This is a genomic window from Amycolatopsis echigonensis, from assembly GCF_002846615.1.
Taxonomy (GTDB): Bacteria; Actinomycetota; Actinomycetes; order Mycobacteriales; family Pseudonocardiaceae; genus Amycolatopsis; species Amycolatopsis echigonensis.
Genome location: NZ_PJMY01000003.1, coordinates 8,326,065 through 8,345,396, shown reverse-complemented (window position 1 = coordinate 8,345,396; position 19,332 = coordinate 8,326,065). Strand labels below are relative to the sequence as shown.

19 protein-coding genes and 1 pseudogene are annotated in these 19,332 nt (G+C 70.7%); 9 read left to right on the top strand and 11 right to left on the bottom strand.

From position 1 onward, the window contains the following. Nucleotides 1-8: 8 nt before the first annotated feature. From pepE to ATK30_RS44340, 3 genes are all read left to right on the top strand, one after another. Nucleotides 9-743, top strand: coding sequence for a dipeptidase PepE (gene pepE / locus ATK30_RS44350; RefSeq protein WP_101440617.1), 735 nt, complete (start codon nt 9-11; stop codon nt 741-743). A gap of 651 nt (nt 744-1,394) precedes the next feature. Further along, nucleotides 1,395-2,663, top strand: a complete 1,269-nt coding sequence (locus ATK30_RS44345; protein WP_208637592.1) for an MFS transporter — start codon at nt 1,395-1,397, stop codon at nt 2,661-2,663. Between the two features lie 30 nt (nt 2,664-2,693). Next, on the top strand, nt 2,694-3,221 hold the full coding sequence (locus tag ATK30_RS44340) for a MarR family winged helix-turn-helix transcriptional regulator (protein ID WP_244194912.1): 528 nt from the start codon (nt 2,694-2,696) through the stop codon (nt 3,219-3,221). A 77-nt stretch (nt 3,222-3,298) separates the two neighbouring features. Here the strand turns inward: ATK30_RS44340 and tcuA are convergent, their stop codons facing one another. The 3 genes from tcuA to ATK30_RS44325 form a co-directional block, all read right to left on the bottom strand. Next, nucleotides 3,299-4,792, bottom strand: coding sequence for an FAD-dependent tricarballylate dehydrogenase TcuA (gene tcuA / locus ATK30_RS44335; protein ID WP_101440615.1), 1,494 nt, complete (start codon nt 4,790-4,792; stop codon nt 3,299-3,301). Beyond that, nucleotides 4,789-6,207, bottom strand: a complete 1,419-nt coding sequence (locus tag ATK30_RS44330) for an MFS transporter (RefSeq protein WP_101440614.1) — start codon at nt 6,205-6,207, stop codon at nt 4,789-4,791. The genes tcuA and ATK30_RS44330 overlap by 4 nt, the downstream gene beginning before the upstream one ends. 71 nt (nt 6,208-6,278) lie before the next feature. Beyond that, entirely contained in the window at nt 6,279-7,463 is a 1,185-nt protein-coding gene (locus tag ATK30_RS44325) for a PrpF domain-containing protein (protein WP_208637591.1), read from the bottom strand. Nucleotides 7,464-7,571: 108 nt separating this feature from the next. Here ATK30_RS44325 and ATK30_RS44320 point away from each other — a divergent pair, with 108 nt between their 5' ends. Then, complete coding sequence (locus ATK30_RS44320; protein WP_101440613.1) at nt 7,572-8,486, top strand: LysR family transcriptional regulator; 915 nt, start codon at nt 7,572-7,574, stop codon at nt 8,484-8,486. Nucleotides 8,487-8,612: 126 nt separating this feature from the next. Here the strand turns inward: ATK30_RS44320 and ATK30_RS44315 are convergent, their stop codons facing one another. The 8 genes and pseudogenes from ATK30_RS44315 to ATK30_RS44295 all read right to left on the bottom strand — a co-directional run bounded on the left by ATK30_RS44315 (nt 8,613) and on the right by ATK30_RS44295 (nt 14,614). Then, nucleotides 8,613-9,467 carry an IS3 family transposase gene (locus ATK30_RS44315; RefSeq protein ID WP_244194528.1) on the bottom strand — a complete coding sequence of 285 codons (855 nt, stop codon included), beginning with the start codon at nt 9,465-9,467 and terminating at the stop codon, nt 8,613-8,615. Further along, complete coding sequence (locus tag ATK30_RS46775) at nt 9,464-9,787, bottom strand: helix-turn-helix domain-containing protein (protein ID WP_101438641.1); 324 nt, start codon at nt 9,785-9,787, stop codon at nt 9,464-9,466. Before ATK30_RS46775 ends, ATK30_RS44315 begins: the two co-directional genes overlap by 4 nt. Before the next feature lie 33 nt (nt 9,788-9,820). Further along, a pseudogene (locus ATK30_RS47850) lies at nt 9,821-9,931 on the bottom strand (helix-turn-helix domain-containing protein); the annotation flags it as partial. A gap of 123 nt (nt 9,932-10,054) precedes the next feature. Then, nucleotides 10,055-10,699, bottom strand: a complete 645-nt coding sequence (locus ATK30_RS44310) for a carbonic anhydrase (protein ID WP_101440612.1) — start codon at nt 10,697-10,699, stop codon at nt 10,055-10,057. An 82-nt stretch (nt 10,700-10,781) separates the two neighbouring features. Further along, on the bottom strand, nt 10,782-10,946 hold the full coding sequence (locus ATK30_RS45500; RefSeq protein WP_167442116.1) for a hypothetical protein: 165 nt from the start codon (nt 10,944-10,946) through the stop codon (nt 10,782-10,784). A 355-nt stretch (nt 10,947-11,301) separates the two neighbouring features. Then, entirely contained in the window at nt 11,302-12,303 is a 1,002-nt protein-coding gene (locus ATK30_RS44305; RefSeq protein WP_101440611.1) for a transketolase family protein, read from the bottom strand. Next, complete coding sequence (locus tag ATK30_RS44300) at nt 12,300-13,184, bottom strand: transketolase (protein WP_312878715.1); 885 nt, start codon at nt 13,182-13,184, stop codon at nt 12,300-12,302. The genes ATK30_RS44305 and ATK30_RS44300 overlap by 4 nt, the downstream gene beginning before the upstream one ends. Before the next feature lie 26 nt (nt 13,185-13,210). Then, nucleotides 13,211-14,614 carry an MFS transporter gene (locus ATK30_RS44295; RefSeq protein WP_244194911.1) on the bottom strand — a complete coding sequence of 468 codons (1,404 nt, stop codon included), beginning with the start codon at nt 14,612-14,614 and terminating at the stop codon, nt 13,211-13,213. A gap of 127 nt (nt 14,615-14,741) precedes the next feature. Here ATK30_RS44295 and ATK30_RS44290 point away from each other — a divergent pair, with 127 nt between their 5' ends. The 5 genes from ATK30_RS44290 to ATK30_RS44270 are packed head-to-tail and all read left to right on the top strand — an operon-like array spanning nt 14,742 to nt 19,274. After that, nucleotides 14,742-15,563, top strand: a complete 822-nt coding sequence (locus ATK30_RS44290) for a sugar phosphate isomerase/epimerase family protein (RefSeq protein WP_101440608.1) — start codon at nt 14,742-14,744, stop codon at nt 15,561-15,563. A gap of 20 nt (nt 15,564-15,583) precedes the next feature. Beyond that, nucleotides 15,584-16,357, top strand: a complete 774-nt coding sequence (locus ATK30_RS44285; protein WP_101440607.1) for an SDR family NAD(P)-dependent oxidoreductase — start codon at nt 15,584-15,586, stop codon at nt 16,355-16,357. A 28-nt stretch (nt 16,358-16,385) separates the two neighbouring features. Then, nucleotides 16,386-18,086 carry a dihydroxyacetone kinase family protein gene (locus ATK30_RS44280; RefSeq protein WP_101440606.1) on the top strand — a complete coding sequence of 567 codons (1,701 nt, stop codon included), beginning with the start codon at nt 16,386-16,388 and terminating at the stop codon, nt 18,084-18,086. Further along, complete coding sequence (locus ATK30_RS44275) at nt 18,083-18,547, top strand: ribose-5-phosphate isomerase (protein WP_101440605.1); 465 nt, start codon at nt 18,083-18,085, stop codon at nt 18,545-18,547. Before ATK30_RS44280 ends, ATK30_RS44275 begins: the two co-directional genes overlap by 4 nt. Before the next feature lie 25 nt (nt 18,548-18,572). Further along, nucleotides 18,573-19,274, top strand: a complete 702-nt coding sequence (locus ATK30_RS44270; RefSeq protein ID WP_244194910.1) for a GntR family transcriptional regulator — start codon at nt 18,573-18,575, stop codon at nt 19,272-19,274. The last annotated feature ends 58 nt before the right edge of the window (nt 19,275-19,332 follow it).

Genomic DNA, 19,332 nt, shown 5'->3' with positions numbered 1-19,332 from the left:
AGAATCGTGTGACTGACTTGCTGTTGCTGTCCAATTCGACCAACCACGGCCGCGGCGCGCTGGAACACGCGCTGGACGCGATGGCCGAGGTGCTGGACGGGCGCACCGAGCTGGTGTTCGTGCCGTTCGCGCTGGCCGACCACGACGGCTACACCGAGCGCATCGCGGCCGCGCTCGCGCCGCTCGGGATGCGGGTGCGCGGGCTGCACACCGCCGACGACCCGGTCGCCGCGGTGCGCTCGGCCCCGGCGGTCTACACCGGCGGCGGCAACACCTTCCGCCTGCTGGCCGAACTGTACCGCCAGCGGCTGCTGGAACCGTTGCGGGACAGGGTTTCCGAGGGGATGCCTTACCTCGGGGCCAGCGCGGGCACCAATATCGCCGGCCCGACGGTGCGCACCACCAACGACATGCCGATCGTGGAGCCGCCGAGCCTGACCTCGCTGGGCCTGGTGCCGTTCCAGCTCAACCCGCACTACGTCGACCCCGACCCGGGCAGCACGCACATGGGCGAGACTCGGGAGAAGCGGCTAGCGGAATTCCACGAGTGCAACGACATTCCGGTGCTCGGCCTGCGCGAGGGCACGTGGCTGCGCGTGCGCGGAGACTGGGCGGAACTGGCAGGCGTCTCCACGAGCGGCGGCGCACCCGGCCGGTTGTTCCGGCGCGGCATGCCGGGAGAGGACCTGTCCGGCGACGTCAGCGACCTGCTCGCCCCGGCGAGCGAACCGGTGTGGGGCTGACTGTTCGGCGGCTAAGGGCACCGGTCTGCCGGTGATCGGAGGGGAAGGGCTGGGCCTGCGGGCTCGGCCCTTCCCCGTTTTCGGCCTCGGGGGAGTGCGTCGAGCAGCAGCCTTCGGGCTCGTCGACGTGCCGGAGGACTCTCGGAATCCCGCCTAGAGCCAGGCGGGGAAGGCGGCGGCGAGCGAATGCGGGACCAGCTGCCGTGCGGGCTGGGGCCAGCTGCGGTCTTGCGGGCCGGGGAGCAGCTGCCGTGTTGCGGGCCGGGGAGCAGCTACCGTCGTGCGAGCGGGGCCAGTTGCCGCCCGCGATCCCGAGACCGGCCGCCGCTGCGAATCCGTGACCAGTTGCCGCCTTGTGAACCAGGGGTGGCTGTCGTCCTGCGGGCGGGGGCCAGCTGCCATCCTGCGATCCCGAGGCAGGCCGCCCCTGCGAACCCGGGACCACGTGCTGCCTCTGCGGCCCGCGCCTTGCCCTCACCTTCCGCCAGAACCCGCCGCCGAAAGAACTCTGCCGAGATAGCTTGACACAAGCATCTTAGGACAAAGATACTTCCGGCGACCCCGCCGGCCGAGGCGGCTGGTCTGGCGGCGCGGCGGGACCGCGCGGTCCGGGCCCGCCTCGCGAATGGTCCGGCCCGGAAAGGAACCGCTGTGACCGTGCCGAGAGAAGAGCGTGCGCCGTTGACCGCGTGGCTGGGCGTGCTGGCGCTGCTGGCGGTCGTGGCGATTTCCTACATCGACCGGGTCAACGTGTCCGTGCTGATCACCGATCCCGCGTTCGCGCATCACTTCGGGATCGCGGGCAACCGGGCCGCGCAGGGTGCGTTGATGACGTTGTTCCTGGCTGGTTACGGAATCGCGGCCATGCTGATCACGCCGTGGTACGAGGCGGTTTTCGGGGTCCGGCGCGGATTGATCGTCAGCCTGGCGTGCTGGGCGCTGTTCACCCTCGTGTCCCCGTACGCCGGGAGCGCGCTGGTGCTGCTGACGCTGCGGTTCCTGCTCGGGGCCAGCGAGGGACCGCTGTTCTCGCTGAAGACCATGTACGTCAAGGACAATTTCGCCGAAGGCGCATGGGGCAAGCCCAACGCGGTCAGTTCGATGGGCGTTTCGCTGGGCACGGCGCTGGGCATCCCGGTGATCACCTTCGCCCTCGTGCACTTCGGCTGGCACGGCTCGTTCCTCCTGCTCGCGGCGCTCAACCTCGTCGTCGGCCTGCCGCTGGTCGCCCTGTTCGTCCGAGCCTCGCGGCGCCGGACAGCGGTCCGGGAACCGGCGCTGCGGCGGTTCGCCGGAGCGTTGCGCACGCCCAAGCTCGGCTGGATCCTGCTGATCGAGGTGGCCACGCTCGGCTATCTGTGGGGCAGCACCTCCTGGCTCCCGTCGTATTTGCTGCAGGCACGGCATTTCTCGCTGGCGCAGATGAGCGCGCTGTCGGCGCTGCCGTTCGTGGTCAGCCTCGGTTCGGGTTTCCTCGGCGGATACCTCATCGACCGGATGCCCGGCCGCCGGGTGCCGCTCGTGCTGGTGATCGGCAGCATCGGCACCGCGCTGTGCGCGACGACCGTGACGTTCGCCGATTCGCGCTGGCTCGCGGCGGCGACCCTGATCCTCGCCAACGCGTTCTGGGGCCTGCAGGGCCCGGCGATTCCGACACTGGTGCAGCAATACGCGCCGGCGGGCTCCGTGGGCAGCGCCTACGGCGTGATCAACGGGGTCGGCAATCTGGTGTCCGCGCTGCTTCCCACGCTGATGGGCGTGGCGATCGCGGCGGGCGGAGACCACGGGTTCGCCGCCGGGTACGCGCTTCTGGCCGCTACGCAGCTGCTCACGCTGCTCGGTGCCGTCGTGCTGCTCCGCGGTCGCGCCCCGGCGGGGAAACCCGCTGCGGCCGATCAGCCCGCGGCGCAGTCTCGTTAGGACGTAGGCCACCGGCTAGGCTCCGTCCGCATGCCGCGGGACAAGGAGCCGATGACGATGGACCCGGTCGACCAGGTGGTGGCGGACTGGGCGCGCCAGCGCCCGGACCTGGACGCCTCGCCGATCGCGGTCTTCGGCCGGGTCCGCCGGATCGCCGACCTCGCCGCGGGCGGCCTCCGCGGGTACCTCGCCCCGTACGGCCTGACCCCGGGCGAGTTCGACATCCTGTGCAACCTGCGCCGCGCCGGACGCCCCTACCGGAAGACGCCGTCGGAGCTGGCGGCCTCCGCGCTCGTCACCTCCGGCGCTCTCACCGGGCGGCTGGACGCGCTGGAACGCGACGGGCTGATCCGCCGCCGCGACCACCGGGCCGACCGCCGGGTCAGCTACGCCGAACTGACCGCCGCTGGCCGCAAGCTCATCGACCGGGTTCTCGAAGGACACCTCGCCCGGGAAGAAGCGCTCCTCGCCAGCCTGGGCGAAGCCGACCGCAAGGACATCGAACGGGCGCTCGCCCTGCTGGAACACGCCGTCCGGGAAGCGGGTCCGGAACGGTAGCCGACCAGTCTCCGCCGACCACGTCCGACTTGCCGCGACGCCTGGTCGCGGACTTCTCCGAGCTGGTGCCGCGGGCGTCAGGCCAGCGAGCCCGCGCGGCGGCCGAAGACGACCCCGGCCGCCAGGCCTGAGCCGCCGGGGTAGTTGCCGGAGAAGAGGCCGCCGAGCATCTCGCCGCAGGCGTAGAGCCCGGGCAGGGCGCGGCCGCGGTCGTCGAGGACCCGGCCGTGCGGGTCGCAGCTCAGGCCGCCGAAGGTGAAAGTGATGCCGCAGGTCACCGCGTACGCGTAGAAGGGACCGGTGGTGAGCGGCGTCGCCCAGTTGCTTTTCGGCGGCCTCGTGTCGGCTCGGCGGCCGTCTTTGACGTTGGGGTCGAACGGGATCGAGACGTCGATCGAGCGGTTGTAGTCGTTGACGGTCTTGGCGAGTCGTTCGGGATTGACGCCGATCCGTTCGGCCAGTTCTTCGACGCTGCCGGCGCTCGCGACGGAGACGCCCGGCATGTCGTATTCCTCGGAGCGCAGCATCGGGCGGAGGCAGGCGTCGAAGATCTGATACGCGACGGAGCCGGGTTGTTCGAGGATTTCCTTGCCGTACTTGGCATAGGTGTAGTTCCGGAAGTCCGCGCCTTCGTCCAGGAACCGTTCTCCGTCGCGGTTGACGATGATGCCGAGCGGATAGCTCTGCCGCGTGAGCCGGTTGGTCAGCTCGCGATTCGATTCGTTGCCGGGTGTGAAGGCGTCCCACTGGGTCGAGTGACACGACTGCCAGTCCCCGCCCTTGGCCGCTCCGAGCGAGAGCGCGGCGGTGATCATCTGGCCGGTATTGAAGGGCGTTCCCCGGACCTTGGCGTTTTCCCAGCCCGGGCCGAGATGTGCCCGCCGCAGCTCCCGGTTCGCCTCGAAGCCGCCCGCGGCGAGGACGACCGAATCCGAGCGCAGTTCGTGGACAACACCGTCGCCCTGCCGGACTTTCACTCCGGTGACGGCACCGTTTTCGGTCAGCAGGTCGAAGACGTCCTGTCCGTAGCGGACTTCCGTGCCGAGCCGGTCCGCGACCCGGACATGGTCGTGCATGAGTCCTGCCCCGCCGCCGACGTTTCCGACGTGCAGACCGCCCCAGAACAAGTAGGTGCCATCGGCACGCTCGTAGGCTTGCCGCTCGTACATCAGCCGGTACTTCAAGCCGAGCGAGTGCAGCCAGCGCAGCCCGGACGCGGCCTCGTTGACCAGCGCCTCGGTGAGTCCGGGGTCGTTGCGGCCGTTCGTGACCTTCGCGAGGTCCCGGGCGTAGTCGTCCGGCGAATACGGGGGCACGCGGGTGGTGGAATGCCGCTCGTCCGGCTCGATGAAGTCGAGGAGATCCTCGAGGCCGCGGTGGGCGATCCGGGTGGCTCCCGCCGTGTAGTAGCTGTTTCCGCCGAACTGCTCGCGCGGAGCTTTCTCGAGAACCAGCACCCGGCGGCCTCGCACCGCGGCGGCGTGCGCGGCGGTGAAAGCCGCGTTGCCGCCGCCGACGACGATGACGTCAGCGGCTTTTCCCGGGTTCGCGGTTTCGGCAGACGGGTTCAACGAAGGGTCCCTTCGGCGTTATCGGTGGCGCGCACCGGGTTTTCCGGCACTGCCGAGGCGGGTTCGCTGGGGGCTCCGGTCCGCGCGGACAGTGTTTCCAATGGGCGTTTTCCGGTGTGCGGCCCGAAGATCGCGATCGCCAGCGCGACGATCAGCCAGCAGGCCGCGATGTACACGAACACCGCCTGGTACCCGAGCCCGGCGAAGATGGACGCGACGAGCATCGGGCCGAAGATGTTCGCCAGGCGCCCGGTTCCGTACACCAGCCCGTGGCCGGCGTTGCGCAGTCCGGTGGGGAAAAGCTCGGGGCTGTAGGCGTAGAGAAGCGTGGCGAAGGTCTGGATCAGGAGATTGACGCAGAATCCGAAGACAACGATCGCCACCGGGTTGAAGGTCAGGCCGTAGGCCAGCCCGCTCGCCGCGGTGGCCAGGGCCGCGATCACGAGCGGAAGCTTGCGTCCGAGCCGGTCGGTCACCGGCCAGGCGAGCAGTGCGCCGGGGACCGCGCCGATCGTGGTGAGGGCGGAGAACCCGAGCGATTTGGCCACGCTGAAGCCGTGCTGCGTCAGGAGAGTGGGCACCCAGGCGACGAAACCGTAGAAGCCGAGGGTCTGGAAAATCCAGACGACCGCGAGGAACAAGGTGGTGCGGCCGTACGGGCTCTTGAACAGCTGCCGGTAGCCGCCGGGGCTCGCCGGAGTACTCGGCCCGGCCGGGACTTCGGCGAGCGGAGGCAGCGGCCCGGCCCGCTGCTCCAGCTTCTCGAGGACGGCCTCGGCCGCGGGCTGCCGGCCCTTGTGGACGAGCCAGCGGGGGCTTTCGGGCAGCGCCGCGAGCGCGGGAATGGCCAGCAACGCGGCCGAGCCGAGAACGAAGACCAGCCGCCAGGCACCGGATCCCAGCGGGACGATGCCGCGCGCCGAGAACGACATGAACGGGATGCCGGCGAGACCGACGGCCATCACGGCCGACTGCATCCGGCCGCGTCGCGCGGCGGGCATGACCTCGGAGATGTAGGTGGTCGCGGCAACGACCATCGCCGACAGGCCGACTCCGGTCAGAAAGCGGAAGACGACGAAGGTCGGCACGTTGACCCCGGCCGCGTTGACCAAGGAGAACAGCGAGAACAACGAGGTCGAACAGAGCAGGGCCCGTTTGCGGCCGATGAGGTCCGAGACCCGCCCGCCGAACGCCGCGCCGACCGCCATGCCCAGGAACGCCGCCGAGGTGACGACCGCGATGTCCCCGACGGAGAAGCCGAGGTGCTTGACCAGCGCCGGCGCGACGTAGGCGAAGGTGTTGAGGTCGCCGAACTCGAACAGGAACACGAAGGCCAGCGTGGCCAGGGCGAATTTGTGGGCTCTGGTGATCGGGAGACGGTCCAGGCGGGCGGCCGTCGTGAAGGGCGTGAGCACTTCTATCCTCCTTGATAGACGTGGCGTCCCGGTGGCGGGATCGAACGGGCAGGCGGCCGCGGGCGCGCCTTTCAGAGTGACACCGCGAGTTCGGCAGTGGCAGGGGGATGAACGTCGGGTTGGCGCCGCGCCGGGCGCGGACGGTCCGAGATCGGGATGTGCACGACGGCCGTCGCGAGCCTTCGGGCCGCTCGGCGCAACGAAACCGCTTCGACCTCCCGAGGGGAGGAGCGGTTCCACGCGACCTCGACCACGCCGGCGAGGGTCCCGATCCGCAACGACTGGCGGTCGTCCCCGACGCGTGCGTGCACGACGCTCCCGCGCCTCGCGGCCGCGACCGCCACCGCCACGGCCGAGGTCAGCCCGATCGCGGGGTGCGCGGCGTGCATGGAGAGCATGCGCACCGCGATGTCGTAATCCTGCGCCCGGACCAGCTTCCCGCTGGCAGTCCGGTAGTCCGCCGCGGGGCCGACCACGCCGGTCTTCGGCACCGCATGAGGCACCGGTCCGCCGGGCGGCACCAACCCGTGCCGGACCGCGCCTTCCGCACGGAAGGCGGTCAGCATGGGCAGCCGCTCGGCGATCTCGTCGGCGTTCTCGGTGGCGGTCATCGCCACGCTGGGTGCGTCGATCAGGATCGCGGGCGCTCCGGCGGCGACAAGGCTCGCCTCGGCGGTCGTTCCGCCCGCGCTGACGATCTGACTGGGGCGGCGAGTCGGGAACGAACGGTCGAGATCGAACGGCCCGCGGAACGCGAGTTCCACGTCCACGCCGCCCGATTCGACGCCCGGCACGAGGGCCTCGCCGGTCCGCGGCGCACGGCCGCCCGGGGTGGCGACCGCGGTCTGCAGGATGGCGCCGGTGTTGAGATTGCGCAGCCGCACGGTCGTCACGTCGCCCTCGACCGCGACAAGTCCTTCCTGCACCGCGTAAAGGCCGACGGCGGTGGCGCAGTTCCCGCAGTTGCTGCCCCATTCGACGCCCCGTTCGGCGATCCCCACCTGGCCGAAGAGGTAGTCGACGTCGGCGCCCGGACTCGTCGAACGGGAGACGACCGCGGCCTTCGACGTGGTCGACGTCGCTCCGCCGACCCCGTCGATCTGCCGGAGATCGCCCGAGCCGAAAGCGTTCGCCAGCACGACGTCGAGATCGAGCGGCAAGGCCGCCACCGCGTCCGCGGCGAAGATCCAGCATTTGCTGGTGCCGCCCCGCATCCACGCGCCCGGCAAGTCGACTGTGCCCGCTGTGGGATCCACCTCGAACTCCTTTGGTTGCTGGCTTCCCGAGCAAGCGTGCGACACCGCGTCGGTTCAAACCAGCTAAAGTTGCTCAAGGTGGCTTAAGCTGAGCTGTAGGCTGTCGGGATGAGGATGGACATCCGGCGGATGCTCGTGCTGGTCGAGGTTTCCCGCGCGGGCTCGCTGACCGCGGCGGCGGAGAGCCTCAGCTACACGGTTTCCGCGGTTTCCCAGCAGATCGGGCAGCTGGAGGACGAGGCGGGGCAACCGCTGATCGAGCGCCGGCCGCGGGGCGTGACGCTCACCGAGGCCGGCCGCGCCGTGGTGCGCCACGCGGAGAAGATCGAGCGGATCGTGTCAGCGGCCCACGAGGAACTGCGCGACCTCGCCGGGCTCAACACCGGGACGCTGCGGCTCGGCACGGTCCCGACGGTGACCGAATCGTTCCTGCCGACGGCGATCTCCGCGTTCCGCGAGCATCATCCCGGCGTGGACCTGCGCGTCCACAGCGCCCAGCTCTCCGGCCTCGAACATCTCCTCGAATCGCGCGAGATCGAACTGGCCATCACCTGGGACCGCGAGCGGCCCGCCGACGAGCCCGGGAAAAGCCTGACGAGCGAACTGATCTTCCGCGATCCGAACGTGCTGCTAGTGCCGTCCAGCCACCCTCTGGCCGAGCGGTCGTCGGTCCGGATGGAAGAGCTCCGGCACGAGCCGTGGATCATCCGCACCTCGCCCAACGTCCTGGCGCTGCTCAACGCGGCCTGCGAGGCGGCGGGCTTCGACCCGATCGTCAGCTTCGAAGCGCGCAGCTACCAGGAAGCACAGGCGATGGTCGCGGTCGGCATGGGCATCGCGCTGGTGCCCCGGCTGTCGCTTTACAGCCTGCGCAACGACATCCGGGTCCTCGCCGCCATCTCGCCGCGCCCGCCGAGCCGCCGGATCGTGCTCGCCCACCGGCGCGGGGAACGGCTTTCCCCCGCCGGATCGGCGATGCGGAAACTGCTGATCGAGACCGGCCGGAACTGGACGCCCGCGTAGCTTCGGCCTCGGCGGAAACGGAGTGTCCGCGGGCCCTGCTGGGGTTTCCCCGGCGCGGTGGAGGTCCGTGAGGGGAACCCCGAGGGAATGAACTGGGCCCCGGAAGTTGGACTGGTTATGTAGAGGTTAGGCGGCGAGGGTCTGGGCTCGGTATTCGGCTGGGCTGAGGTCGCCGAGGGTGGTGGAGATGCGGGTGGTGTTGTACCAGTCGATGTAGTCGTGCAGTGCCGTGGTGAACGTGTCGACGGTGTCGAACGTGTTGTGGTGGAAGAGTTCTTCTTTGAGGTGGCCGAAGAAGTTCTCGGCGACGGCGTTGTCCAGGCAGGTGGCGCGGCGGGACATCGACTGGGTCAGGCCGGCGTCGGCGAGCAGGGTGCGCCAGGAGGCGTGCTGGTATTGGAAGCCCTGGTCGGAGTGCACCAGCGGGCGGGCTCCGGCGGGCAGGGTCGCGATCGCGGCGCGCAGCGAGGAGTTCGTCAGCTCCAGCGTCGGGGACGGGCCGCAGGCGTAGGCGACCACGGACCGGTCGAACAGGTCGATCACGGGCGAGAGGTAGAGCTTGCGGTCGCGGATGCGGAACTCGGTCACGTCGGTGACCCATGTGGTGTCCGGGGCGTCGGCGTTGAACTGGCGGTTGAGCAGGTTCGGCGCGGTCGTGCCGGGCCGCCCGGGCCAGGACCGGCACCGGCGCGGCCGCCGGACCTGGCAGGCCAGGCCGAGGGCGTTCATCAGCGTGCGCACGGTTTTCTTCGCCACCCGCCAGCCGTCGCGGGCCAGGACCGCGTGGATCCGCCGGTGCCCGTAGCGGCCGCGGGCGGCCTCGAACGCCTCGGCGATCGCGGCCTTGAGCCCGGCGTGCGGGTCGGGCCGGTCCAGGCGGGCCTGGTGGTAGAAGAACGTCGACCGGGCCAGGCCCGCGACCGCCAGCAGCACCGGCAGCGGATAGTCGGCCTTGAGGGCGGCGACGGCCTGGGTTTTCACCCTCGCCCCTGCTCCCTCAAGGCCCGCAATTTTTTTAGGTAGGCGTTCTCCGCCGACAGCCGCAGGTTCTCCGCCCGCAACCGCTCCAGCTCGCCGGGACCCGGCGAGTCCGCGACACCGGGCGGACGGCCTTTCGGCTTGGGCCGCAACGCGTCCTCGCCCTCGCGCCGATACGCCCGCGCCCAGTTCTCCACGAGTTTGGGCGAGGACAGGCCGTGCTCGCGCGCCAGCTCGGCCGCGGTCGCCTCGCCGCCGACATACCGGCGCACGACCTCCAGCTTGAACTCGAACCCGAACGACCGCCTGCCTGGCTTGTTCATCAGCGCTCCCGCGCTCCGCAGCCTCCAACGATCACGCAAGCGTCGCACGGCACCCGCCGACACCCCCAACCGGGACGCCACGGCCTTCGCGCCATACCCGTCCTCGAACAACGCAACAGCGGACGCCCGCTGCCACTCAGACAACGAACTGCGTGGATGCAACGAACCACTCCCCGGACAGCCGGAACTGGATTCCCAGTCCAACTCCCGGGGCGCAGTTCAGGGAATCCGGGTCCCCCTCACGGACTTCTGCGAAAGCCGGGCGGATCAGGCCGCCGAGTTGGCGGTGGGGACGTCGATGCCGTGCGCGGTCACGACTTCGGCGCTGCCGTCGGCCAGCCGGTAGCGGAGGCCGACGACGGCGGCCCGGCCGTCCGCGACGCGGTCGGCGAGCACGCGGGAGCGGTCCAGCAGCAGGTCGACGGTGTGCTTGACGTGTTCGGCGAGGATCTCGTCCGGTTCGACCCGCCCCGCGGCCCGCGCGGCGAGGACGCTGGGCGTGACCTTCTCGACGACGTCGCGGACGTAGCCCACGGGCGCGAGCCCGTCTTCGAGCGCCGCGCGGGCCGCGCCGACGGCCCCGCAGGAGTCGTGGCCGAGCACGACGACGAGCGGGCAGTTCAGCAGGTCGACGCCGTACTCGATGCTGCCGACGACCTCCCCGCCGATCACCTGGCCCGCGGTGCGCACGACGAACAGGTCGCCGAGACCGCGGTCGAAGATGATTTCCGCGGCGAGGCGGGAGTCGGAGCAGCCGAACAGGACCGCGAACGGGCTCTGGTCCGGCGCGATCGCGGCGCGCCGGGCGGCGTCCTGGTTGGGGTGTTCCGGTGCGCTGGTGACGAAGCGGTGGTTGCCTGCCATCAGCAGGTCGAACGCTTCCTGCGGAGTCGGGGGTGTCGTGTCGGCCATGGACTCAGCCTAAGCCGGGGAGAGCCGCGACGGGTGTTGCGATCGTCTCTCCCGGCGCGGGTTTCAACCGGGTGGGTGCCGGCTAGCGGCCCCGGCCGAGCGCCTCCCGTTTCACGAACCCGACCGCGGCGGTCGCCAGGAACAGCACCGCGCCCACGATGATGAGCCAGAACAGGCCCTTGATCACCACCCCGAGCACGATGCACACCAGCCAGATCACCAGAAGCAGACCGAGCAGCGCGAGCATGGAGGCCTCCTGACCGTCACCGGGAAACTGCGGTTGATCGGGGGGATACCCAGGCGTGCCCGGGCTATGCGAGTGCGGACCGCGATCTTTGGCTGTGCAGGCAGTGGCTGCTGGTCCGGTTCTCGGGGGTGCGAACAGTGCGTGACGACCGGTCCGCGGCTGGGTGACCTCGAATCCGGTGGTATGCGGCAGATGCGTGCTGGCCCGCTTCCTCAGCACGGTCGCTGCGCGTTCCGCTGCGCCGCTGTAGCGGCTCGATCACGTTCGGTGCTTGCCGAGTGCCGAGGCTGTGGTGCCGGAGGATTCGGGCCCCGGCCGCTCTTGCCCGCATCGGGGCAAGAGCGGCTCCCGTGCGTCAGCCCGGCGTCGCGGACAGTTCTTCCCGGACCCGGTCGGCCACGCGGTTCGCCGACAGGCCGTAGCGGTCGTGCAGCGTCGGGAGTGCTCCGGCGGCCAGGAATTCGTCCGGCAGGGCGATCGGCACGATCTTCTTGCCGGAACCGCCGCGCCGGGCGAGCGCGGCGGCCACGGTTTCGAAAAGGCCGCCGATCACGCTGTGGTTTTCGAGGGTGAAGACGGGACGATCGTCGGCGACGTGGGCGAGCACTGTGTCCTCGTCGAACGGTTTGAGCGTCGCGCAGTGCACGACTGCCACGTCGATTCCCTGTTCGGCCAGTCGTTCGGCGGCGAGGAGACCGCGCATGGTCATCAGGCCGGAGGAGACGAACACGGCGTCGTCGCCGGGGCGGACCAGTTTCGCTTTGCCGAGTTCGAAGGAGTAGTCGTAGTCGTCGAGGATCCGCGGCACCGCGCCGCGCAGCAGCCGGGTGTAGCTCGGGCCGGGGGCCGCGGCGAGCTGGGGCACGGCCTGCTCGATGTCCACGGCGTCGCACGGGTCCACAATGGTCAGTCCGGGCATTCCGCGCAGGATCGCGACGTCCTCGGTCGCCTGGTGGCTCGGGCCGTAGCCGGTGGTGAGCCCGGGCAGCGCGGCGACGATGTTGACGTTGAGCCCCGGTTCGGCCATGTCGAGGCACAGGAAGTCGTAGGCGCGCCGGGTGGCGAACACCGAATACGTGGCGGCGAACGGGATCTGGCCGACTTCCGCCATCCCCGCGGCGGCGGCCATCATCACCTGCTCGGCCATGCCCATCTGGAAGAACCGGTCCGGGAACGCGCGGGCGAACACGTGCATGTCGGTGTATTTGGCCAGATCCGCGGCGAGTCCGACGATCCGCTGGTCCGCTTCGGCCGCCTTGACGAGCGCGTCGCCGAACGGCGCCCGCGTAGTGCGCACGCCGGGATCGGCGATCGACGCGATCATCGCGGCCGAACGCCGCGGCTGGACGGCGGTCATCGGCTGGTCCTCTTTTCGTGTCCGGCGGTCAGCTGCTGTTTGCACACGGGCCATTCGTCGGCGGCGATCTTCATGAAATGGAGTTTTTCCCGTCCTTCGAGCAGCGGAACGCCTTTGCCGACCACGGTGTCGCAGATGACGAGGTGCGGCTGCCCGACAGCCGACGCACGGCCGGTCGCCTCGTCGACCGCGCGGAGGAGCGCTTCGAGATCGTTGCCGTCGACCCGCCGCACCTGCCAGCCGAAAGCGCGCCAGCGGTCTTCTTGCCGGTCGAGGGCGAGCACGTCGCGGGTCGGTCCGTCCGCTTGCAGTCCGTTCATGTCGACGAAGGCGACGAGATTGCCGAGTTGCCACCGCGCCGCGCTCATCGCGGCCTCCCACGTCGATCCTTCGTTGAGCTCGCCGTCGCTGAAGAGCGTGAAGACCCGTTGCCCGGTCCGGCCTTGCGCACGCAGTCCGAGGCACATCCCGACGGCGAGCCCCAGGCCGTGGCCCAGCGAGCCGCCGGAGATCTCGGCGCCGGGGGTGTAGGTGGACATCGCCGACATCGGCAGGCGGGAGCCGTCCGCGGCGTAGGTCGCCAGTTCTTCGCGGGGGATCACCCCGGCTTCGGCGAGCGCGGAGTAAAGCAGCAGGGCGTAGTGGCCGACGGACAAGAGGAACCGGTCGCGGTCCGGCCACTCCGGATCCGCCGGGTCGAAACGCAGGACGTCCCGGTAGAGCACGGCGAGGAGGTCGGCCGCGCCGAGCGCCTGCCCGACGTAGCCTTCGCCCTGCGCCTCGCCCTCGTCGAGGACGCCCATCCGGATGCGGTACGCCGATTCCGCGCACGCCTCCAGCCGTTGCCGGAACGCCGGCGGCGTCATCAGGTCAAGACTCACGGTGTTTTCCTTTCGGCGGCGGGGGTTCAGGCGGCGTGCTGGGCAGCCGGTTCGGAATTCGAGGCGGCCGCGCGGGCCGCCTCGCGTTCCGCGCGGCCCCAGGTTTCCCGGGTCAGCAGCGCCGAGACGAGTCCGAGCAGCGAGAAGGCGAGGAACAGCAGCGCCGGCCCGAGCCAGCCCATGCCGAGGAACAGCAACGTCGTGACGAACGGGGTGAGGCCGGAGATCATCGCCGAGATCTGGTAGGCGAGCGAGGCGCCGGAAGAACGGGTGCCCGCCTGGAACAGTTCCGGGAACCACGCGCCCTGCGAGCCGGCGAGCGCGTTCTGGCAGACGCCGTAGGAGACCACCACGGTGCACACGACCGCGACCAGCGTGCCGGTGTTGACGAGCAGGAACATCGGGATCGCCCACAGGGCGGCGAACAGCGTCACCCCGACGTACACCGTGCGGCGGCCGATCCGGTCGGTGAGAGCGCCCCAGCCGACGGTCGCGGCGATGCCGATCGCCGAGGCGATGCACAGGGCCAGGATCGTTTCCCCGCTGCTGGCGAGCTTTTCCGACTTCAGGTAGGAGACCAGGTAGGTGATCGAAACCGCGTAGCCCGCCGTTTCCGCGATCCGCAGCCCGATGCCGCGCGCCACGGTGCGCCAGTCGTCGCGCAGCACGGCCGCGATCGGGGCCTTCACGAGGTCGCCGCTGTCGCGCACGTCCTGGAAGACCGGCGATTCCGGCACCTTCGCCCGCATGATCAGGCCGACGATCACCAGCACCAGACTGGCCAGGAACGGCACCCGCCACGCCCAGTCGCCGGGCAGGTTCACCGACACGAGGAACACCAGGTTCGCCAGCAGCAGCCCGATCGGAAACCCGGACTGCACGATGCCGGTGAACGCACCCTTGCGCAGCCAGGGCGCGTGCTCGTAGGTCATCAGGATCGCGCCGCTCCACTCGGCGCCGTACGCGAGGCCCTGGACGATCCGGACGGTCACCAGCAGGATCGGCGCGAGCACGCCCGCCGTCGCGTAGGTCGGCAGCAGGCCGATGGCGAAGGTCGCGAGTCCCATCACGATCAGCGACGCCACCAGCACCGGCTTGCGGCCGATCCGGTCGCCGAGGTGCCCGCCGACGACCCCGCCGAGCGGCCGGGCGATGAATCCGACGCCGAGGGTCGCGAAGGCCGACAGCGTGCCGGCGACCGGCGACGCGCCGGGGAAGAAGGCGTGGCCGAGGTAGAGCGCCGCGGCGGTGCCGAATCCGATGAAGTCGTAGCTCTCGATCACGGCCCCGGCAGTGGAGCCCCAGGCCACCCGGCGGGCGTCCGCGGTGCCGTGCACCGGTCCCCGCATGGTGAGCGCTTCGCTGCGCATGTCGATCGCCTCTCTCTTCCAGCGGCCGCCTCGACGGTAATCGAGCTGCCTGGCTGTCAACAATGGAGCGTATCGTGCGCTCTGGTGTCTGCTCTGTCAACAGTGAATGTCGGAGAAAATCCCTTGTAATACCTGATCAATCGCGATCGCCTTGCCTGTTGACACTTCTCTGTTAACATTGCCGACCATGGAATGCCTCCCCGTGCCGGGCTGCTCCACGATCAGCTTCCGGCACCTGCCTCTGCCCGCCGCGCTCGCGGTCGTCGCGGACTGCGGCTTCGCCGAGATCGACCTCGGCGCGCTGCCCGGGGTCTGCGACCACGTGCCCTACGACCTCACCGACGCGGCGGTGCGCTCGGTCGCCGGGCAGGTGCGCGCGTCCGGGCTGGCCGTGCGCTCGGTCAACGGCGACATCGGCGACCTGAACCGTCCGCTCGTCCCGGCGGAGGAGGAAGCCCGCGCGGCCCACCTGCGGCGGCTGCTCGATCTGACCGCCGAATGCGGCGCGCGGGCGCTCGTGCTGCCGTGCGGCGCGCTGTCGCACGAGCCCGTGACGAGCCTGGAGGCCGATCTGGACCTCGTCGCCGATCAGCTGGGCCGGGCGGCCGCGCTGGCCGCGGACCGCGGACTGGAGCTGTGGTGCGAAGCGCCGCATCTGTACCGGCTCTGCCACACCGTCGACCTCGCCCGGCAGCTGGTCGCCCGGCTCGACCCGGCGGTCGGGCTGGTCCTCGACACCAGCCATGTCGTCGCGTCCGGAGGCGACCCGGCCGCGTTCGCGCACCGGTTCGCCGGCCGGATCGCGCACGTCCACCTGCGCGACGCGACGCCCGGGCAGATCAACCTCAGCATCGGCAACGGCGACGTGGATTTCGCCGCGACGTTCGCCGCGCTGCGCGCCACCGGCTATCGCGGCCACAGCTCGCTCGAACTCGAAACGCGGGACGTCGCCGACGAAGAACGTCCCGCCGCCGCGGTGAAGGCCGCCGCTTACCTCGCCACCCTCTGATTCCCCAAGGAGACAACGACATGACCGGAATCCGTCGCACCGCCGTGATCACCGGAGCCGGCGCGCCCCGCGGAATCGGCCGGGCCACCGCCGCCCGCTTCGCCCGGGACGGCTGGGCGGTCGTCGTGCTCGACCTCGACGAGCCCGCCGCCAAGGAGGTGGCCGACGACCTCGCGGCGACCGGCGCGACCGCCTTCTCGCACGGCGTCGACGTCGCCGACGAAGCCTCTGTGCTCGCCGCCTACTCGGCCGTGCGGGCCGAGGTCGAGGCGGGCCGGCTCCCCGGAGTGGGCGCGGTGGTCAACATCGCGGGCATCACCTCGCCGGTGCCGTTCCTGGAGACGACGCTCGACCTGTGGAACAAGGTGCTGGCGGTCAACGCGACCGGCACGTACCTCGTGACGAAAGCGTTCCTGCCCGACCTGATCGAGGCGGGCTGGGGGCGGATCGTGACCATGTCCTCGGTGTCGGCGCAGCAGGGCGGCGGCGTGTTCGGCCGCACGCCGTACAGCACCGCGAAGGCCGCGATCCTCGGCTTCACCAAGTCGCTGGCGCGAGAACTGGGCGACGCCGGGGTGACGGTGAACGCGGTCGCGCCCGGCGCGGTGGAGACCGACATCCGGGCCGGATCGACCACCGCCGAGCTGGAAGCCGCGATCACCAGCAGCGTCCCGCTCGGCCGGCAGGCCACTGTGGACGACGTCGCCGGCGTGATCGCCTGGCTCGCCTCCGACGACGCCGGATACCTGCAGGGCACCACGATCGACATCAACGGCGGCTCGTACCTCCACTGACAAGTCCGATGAGGACGGAGCACACGCGATGACCTATCTGTACGACGATCCGGCGGCGTTCGCCGAGGACGCGCTCGCCGGGTTCTGCGAGCTGCACGCGGACGCGGTGCGCCGGGTGCCCGGCGGCGCGGTGCGCGCGGACCGGCCGGCCCGGCCGAAAGTCGCGGTGCTTCCGGGCGGCGGCTCCGGGCACTATCCGGCGTTCTACGGGGTGATCGGGCCGGGCTTCGCCGACGGCGCGGTGAGCGGGAACCTCTTCACCTCGCCTTCCGCGCAGGACGCCTGCGCGGTGGCGGCCGCGGCGGATTCCGGCGCCGGAGTGGTGTTCAGCTACGGCAACTACGCCGGCGACGTGCTCAATTTCGGTCTCGCCGCGGAATCGCTGCGGGCGCGCGGGATCCGCGCGGACCACGTGGTGGTCACCGACGACATCGCCAGCGCACCGCCGGAACAAGCGGGGCAGCGGCGCGGGATCGCCGGCGACTTCGTGGTCTTCAAAATCCTCGGCGCGGCTGCCGAAGAGGGCCTGGATCTCGACGAGGTCGTCCGCGCCGGGCGCAAAGCCAACGCGGCGACCCGCACGATCGGGACCGCGTTCTCCGGCTGCACGTTCCCCGGTGCCGGCGCCCCCTTGTTCACCGTCCCGGACGGACAGATGGGTCTCGGCCTCGGCATCCACGGCGAACCCGGTCTGCGCGACCTCCCGCTCCCGTCCGCCGCCGAACTGGCTGAGGACTTCGTCAGCCGGCTCCTCGCCGAGAAGCCGGACGGCGCGGGAGAGCGCGTCGCGGTGGTGCTCAACGGTCTTGGATCGGTCAAGCACGAGGAACTGTTCGTGCTGTGGACGCGGATCGCCGCGCGGCTGCGGGAATCCGGGCACACGCCGGTGCTCCCGGAAGTCGGCGAATTGGTGACCAGTCTCGACATGGCAGGCGTTTCGCTGACCGTGACCTGGCTCGACGAGGAATTGGAACGCTGGTGGAGCGCGCCCGCCGCCACTCCCGCCTTCCGCCGCGGCGAACCCCGGCCCGAGCCAGCAGCCGCTCCGGTGCACGACGCCGCAGCAGAACTCGCCGCGCCGAGCTACGCCGCCGCGCCAGCGTCCCGAAAGCTCGCCGAAGCGGTGCTGGACGGCCTGCGCACGGTGCGGAAAGCCTTGCACGAAGCCGAAAACGAGCTGGGCGCCATCGACGCCGTCGCGGGGGACGGCGACCATGGCCGCGGCATGGTCCGCGGCATCGACGCGGCTGTCGCGGGCGCTGAGTCCGCCTGGCGCCACGGCGCCGGCGCGGGCGATTGCCTCGCGGCCGCCGGTGACGAGTGGGCGGCTCGAGCCGGCGGCACGTCGGGCGTTCTCTGGGGTGCGGGGCTGCGCGCGGCGGGAGAAGTCATCGGCGCGGAATCGGGTGTCGTCGATGTCCGGGTTGTCGTCGACGCGTTCGCCGACCGCGTCGCGACGCTCGGCGGTGCCGAACCGGGGGACAAGACGATGGTCGATGCGCTCGAACCGTTCCGCGCCGCGCTGACGGCGGGGAAGTCGTGGGCGGAGGCGGCCGCGGTCGCGGAAGCAGCCGCGCGCGATACCGCCGCGCTGACCCCGAAGAAGGGCCGGGCGCGCCCGCTGGCCGAACGCAGCGTCGGCACTCCGGACGCCGGCGCGGTCTCCCTGGCGCTGATCGTGCGCGCCCTCTCGGAAAGCTCGGAAGACAGTGGAGAAGGGACCCGATGACCTACCGGATCGCGGTCGGCTGCGACGACGCCGGCCTGGACTACAAGGAACAGCTCGCCCGCGACCTGCGCGCGGACCCGCGGGTGTCGGAGGTGCTCGACCTCGGCGTGCACCGCGGCGCCGAGGACGAGCACCGGCCGTACCCGGAGATCGGGCTCGCCGCGGGGGAGGCGATCCGGGCGGGCACGGTCGACCGCGCGGTGCTGGTGTGCGGCACCGGGATCGGGATGGCGCTTTCGGCGAACAAGGTGCCCGGGGTCCGCGCGGCCACCGCGCACGATTCGTTCTCCGCGGAACGCTCAGTGCTGTCCAACAACTGCCAGGTTCTCGCGCTGGGCCAGCGCGTCGTCGGCCTCGAACTCGCCCGCAGGCTCGTGCGGGAATGGCTCGGGTACGTCTTCGACGACCGGTCGCCGAGCGCGGCGAAGGTACAGTTGCTCAACGACTACGAACGGTGCTGACGTCGAGTCAGGGAGGAGACGCGTGGTGAGCCGTCCGGCTTCGGCCAGCCAACCCGGCCGCAACCTGCGCCAGATGGCGGTCGACACGCTGCGCGAGGCGATCACCACCGGCCAGTTCCCGCCCGGCAGCCACCTCGGCGAGGTCCAGGTGTCGGAGCAGCTCGGGATCAGCCGGGGCACCCTGCGCGAGGCACTGCGCGAACTGCAGCAGGAAGGCCTGGTCTCCTACGGCGAGCGGGGCCGCGTCACGGTCCGCTCGATCAACGAGAAGGACATCATCAACACCTTCACCGTCCGCGCCGCGCTGGAGGCGCTCGCGGGCGAGACGCTGGCCTCGAGCTACTACCGCGAGGAGCATTGCGCCAAGCTGCGCAAAGCCGTCGACGCCATGGCCCGCGCCGAACGGGTGTCGCTGGAGGCGCAGATCGAGGCCGACCTCGCGTTCCACGAACTGCTCGTCGAACTCACCGACAACGACGCGCTGGTGCGGTCCTGGAAACTGCTCGAAGGCGCGATCCGGATGTGCATCATGTACCGCGGCCTCGAACGGGCACTGTCGAACATGAGCGCCGGACGGCATCTGGAGATCGTCACCGCGATCGAATCCGGCGACCCGGTCAAGACCCAGCAGGTGATCTCCGAGCACATGGCGGCCACCGGACAGGCCCTCCTGTTCGGCACCGTGCGCACTCGCCCGCGGATCGACCTCGGCGAGGCCGGGCGCTGAGCCCCTGGGCGATCCCGGCGGGAAGCGGTCGCCGCTTTCGCGGAGGGACTTTCGTCCG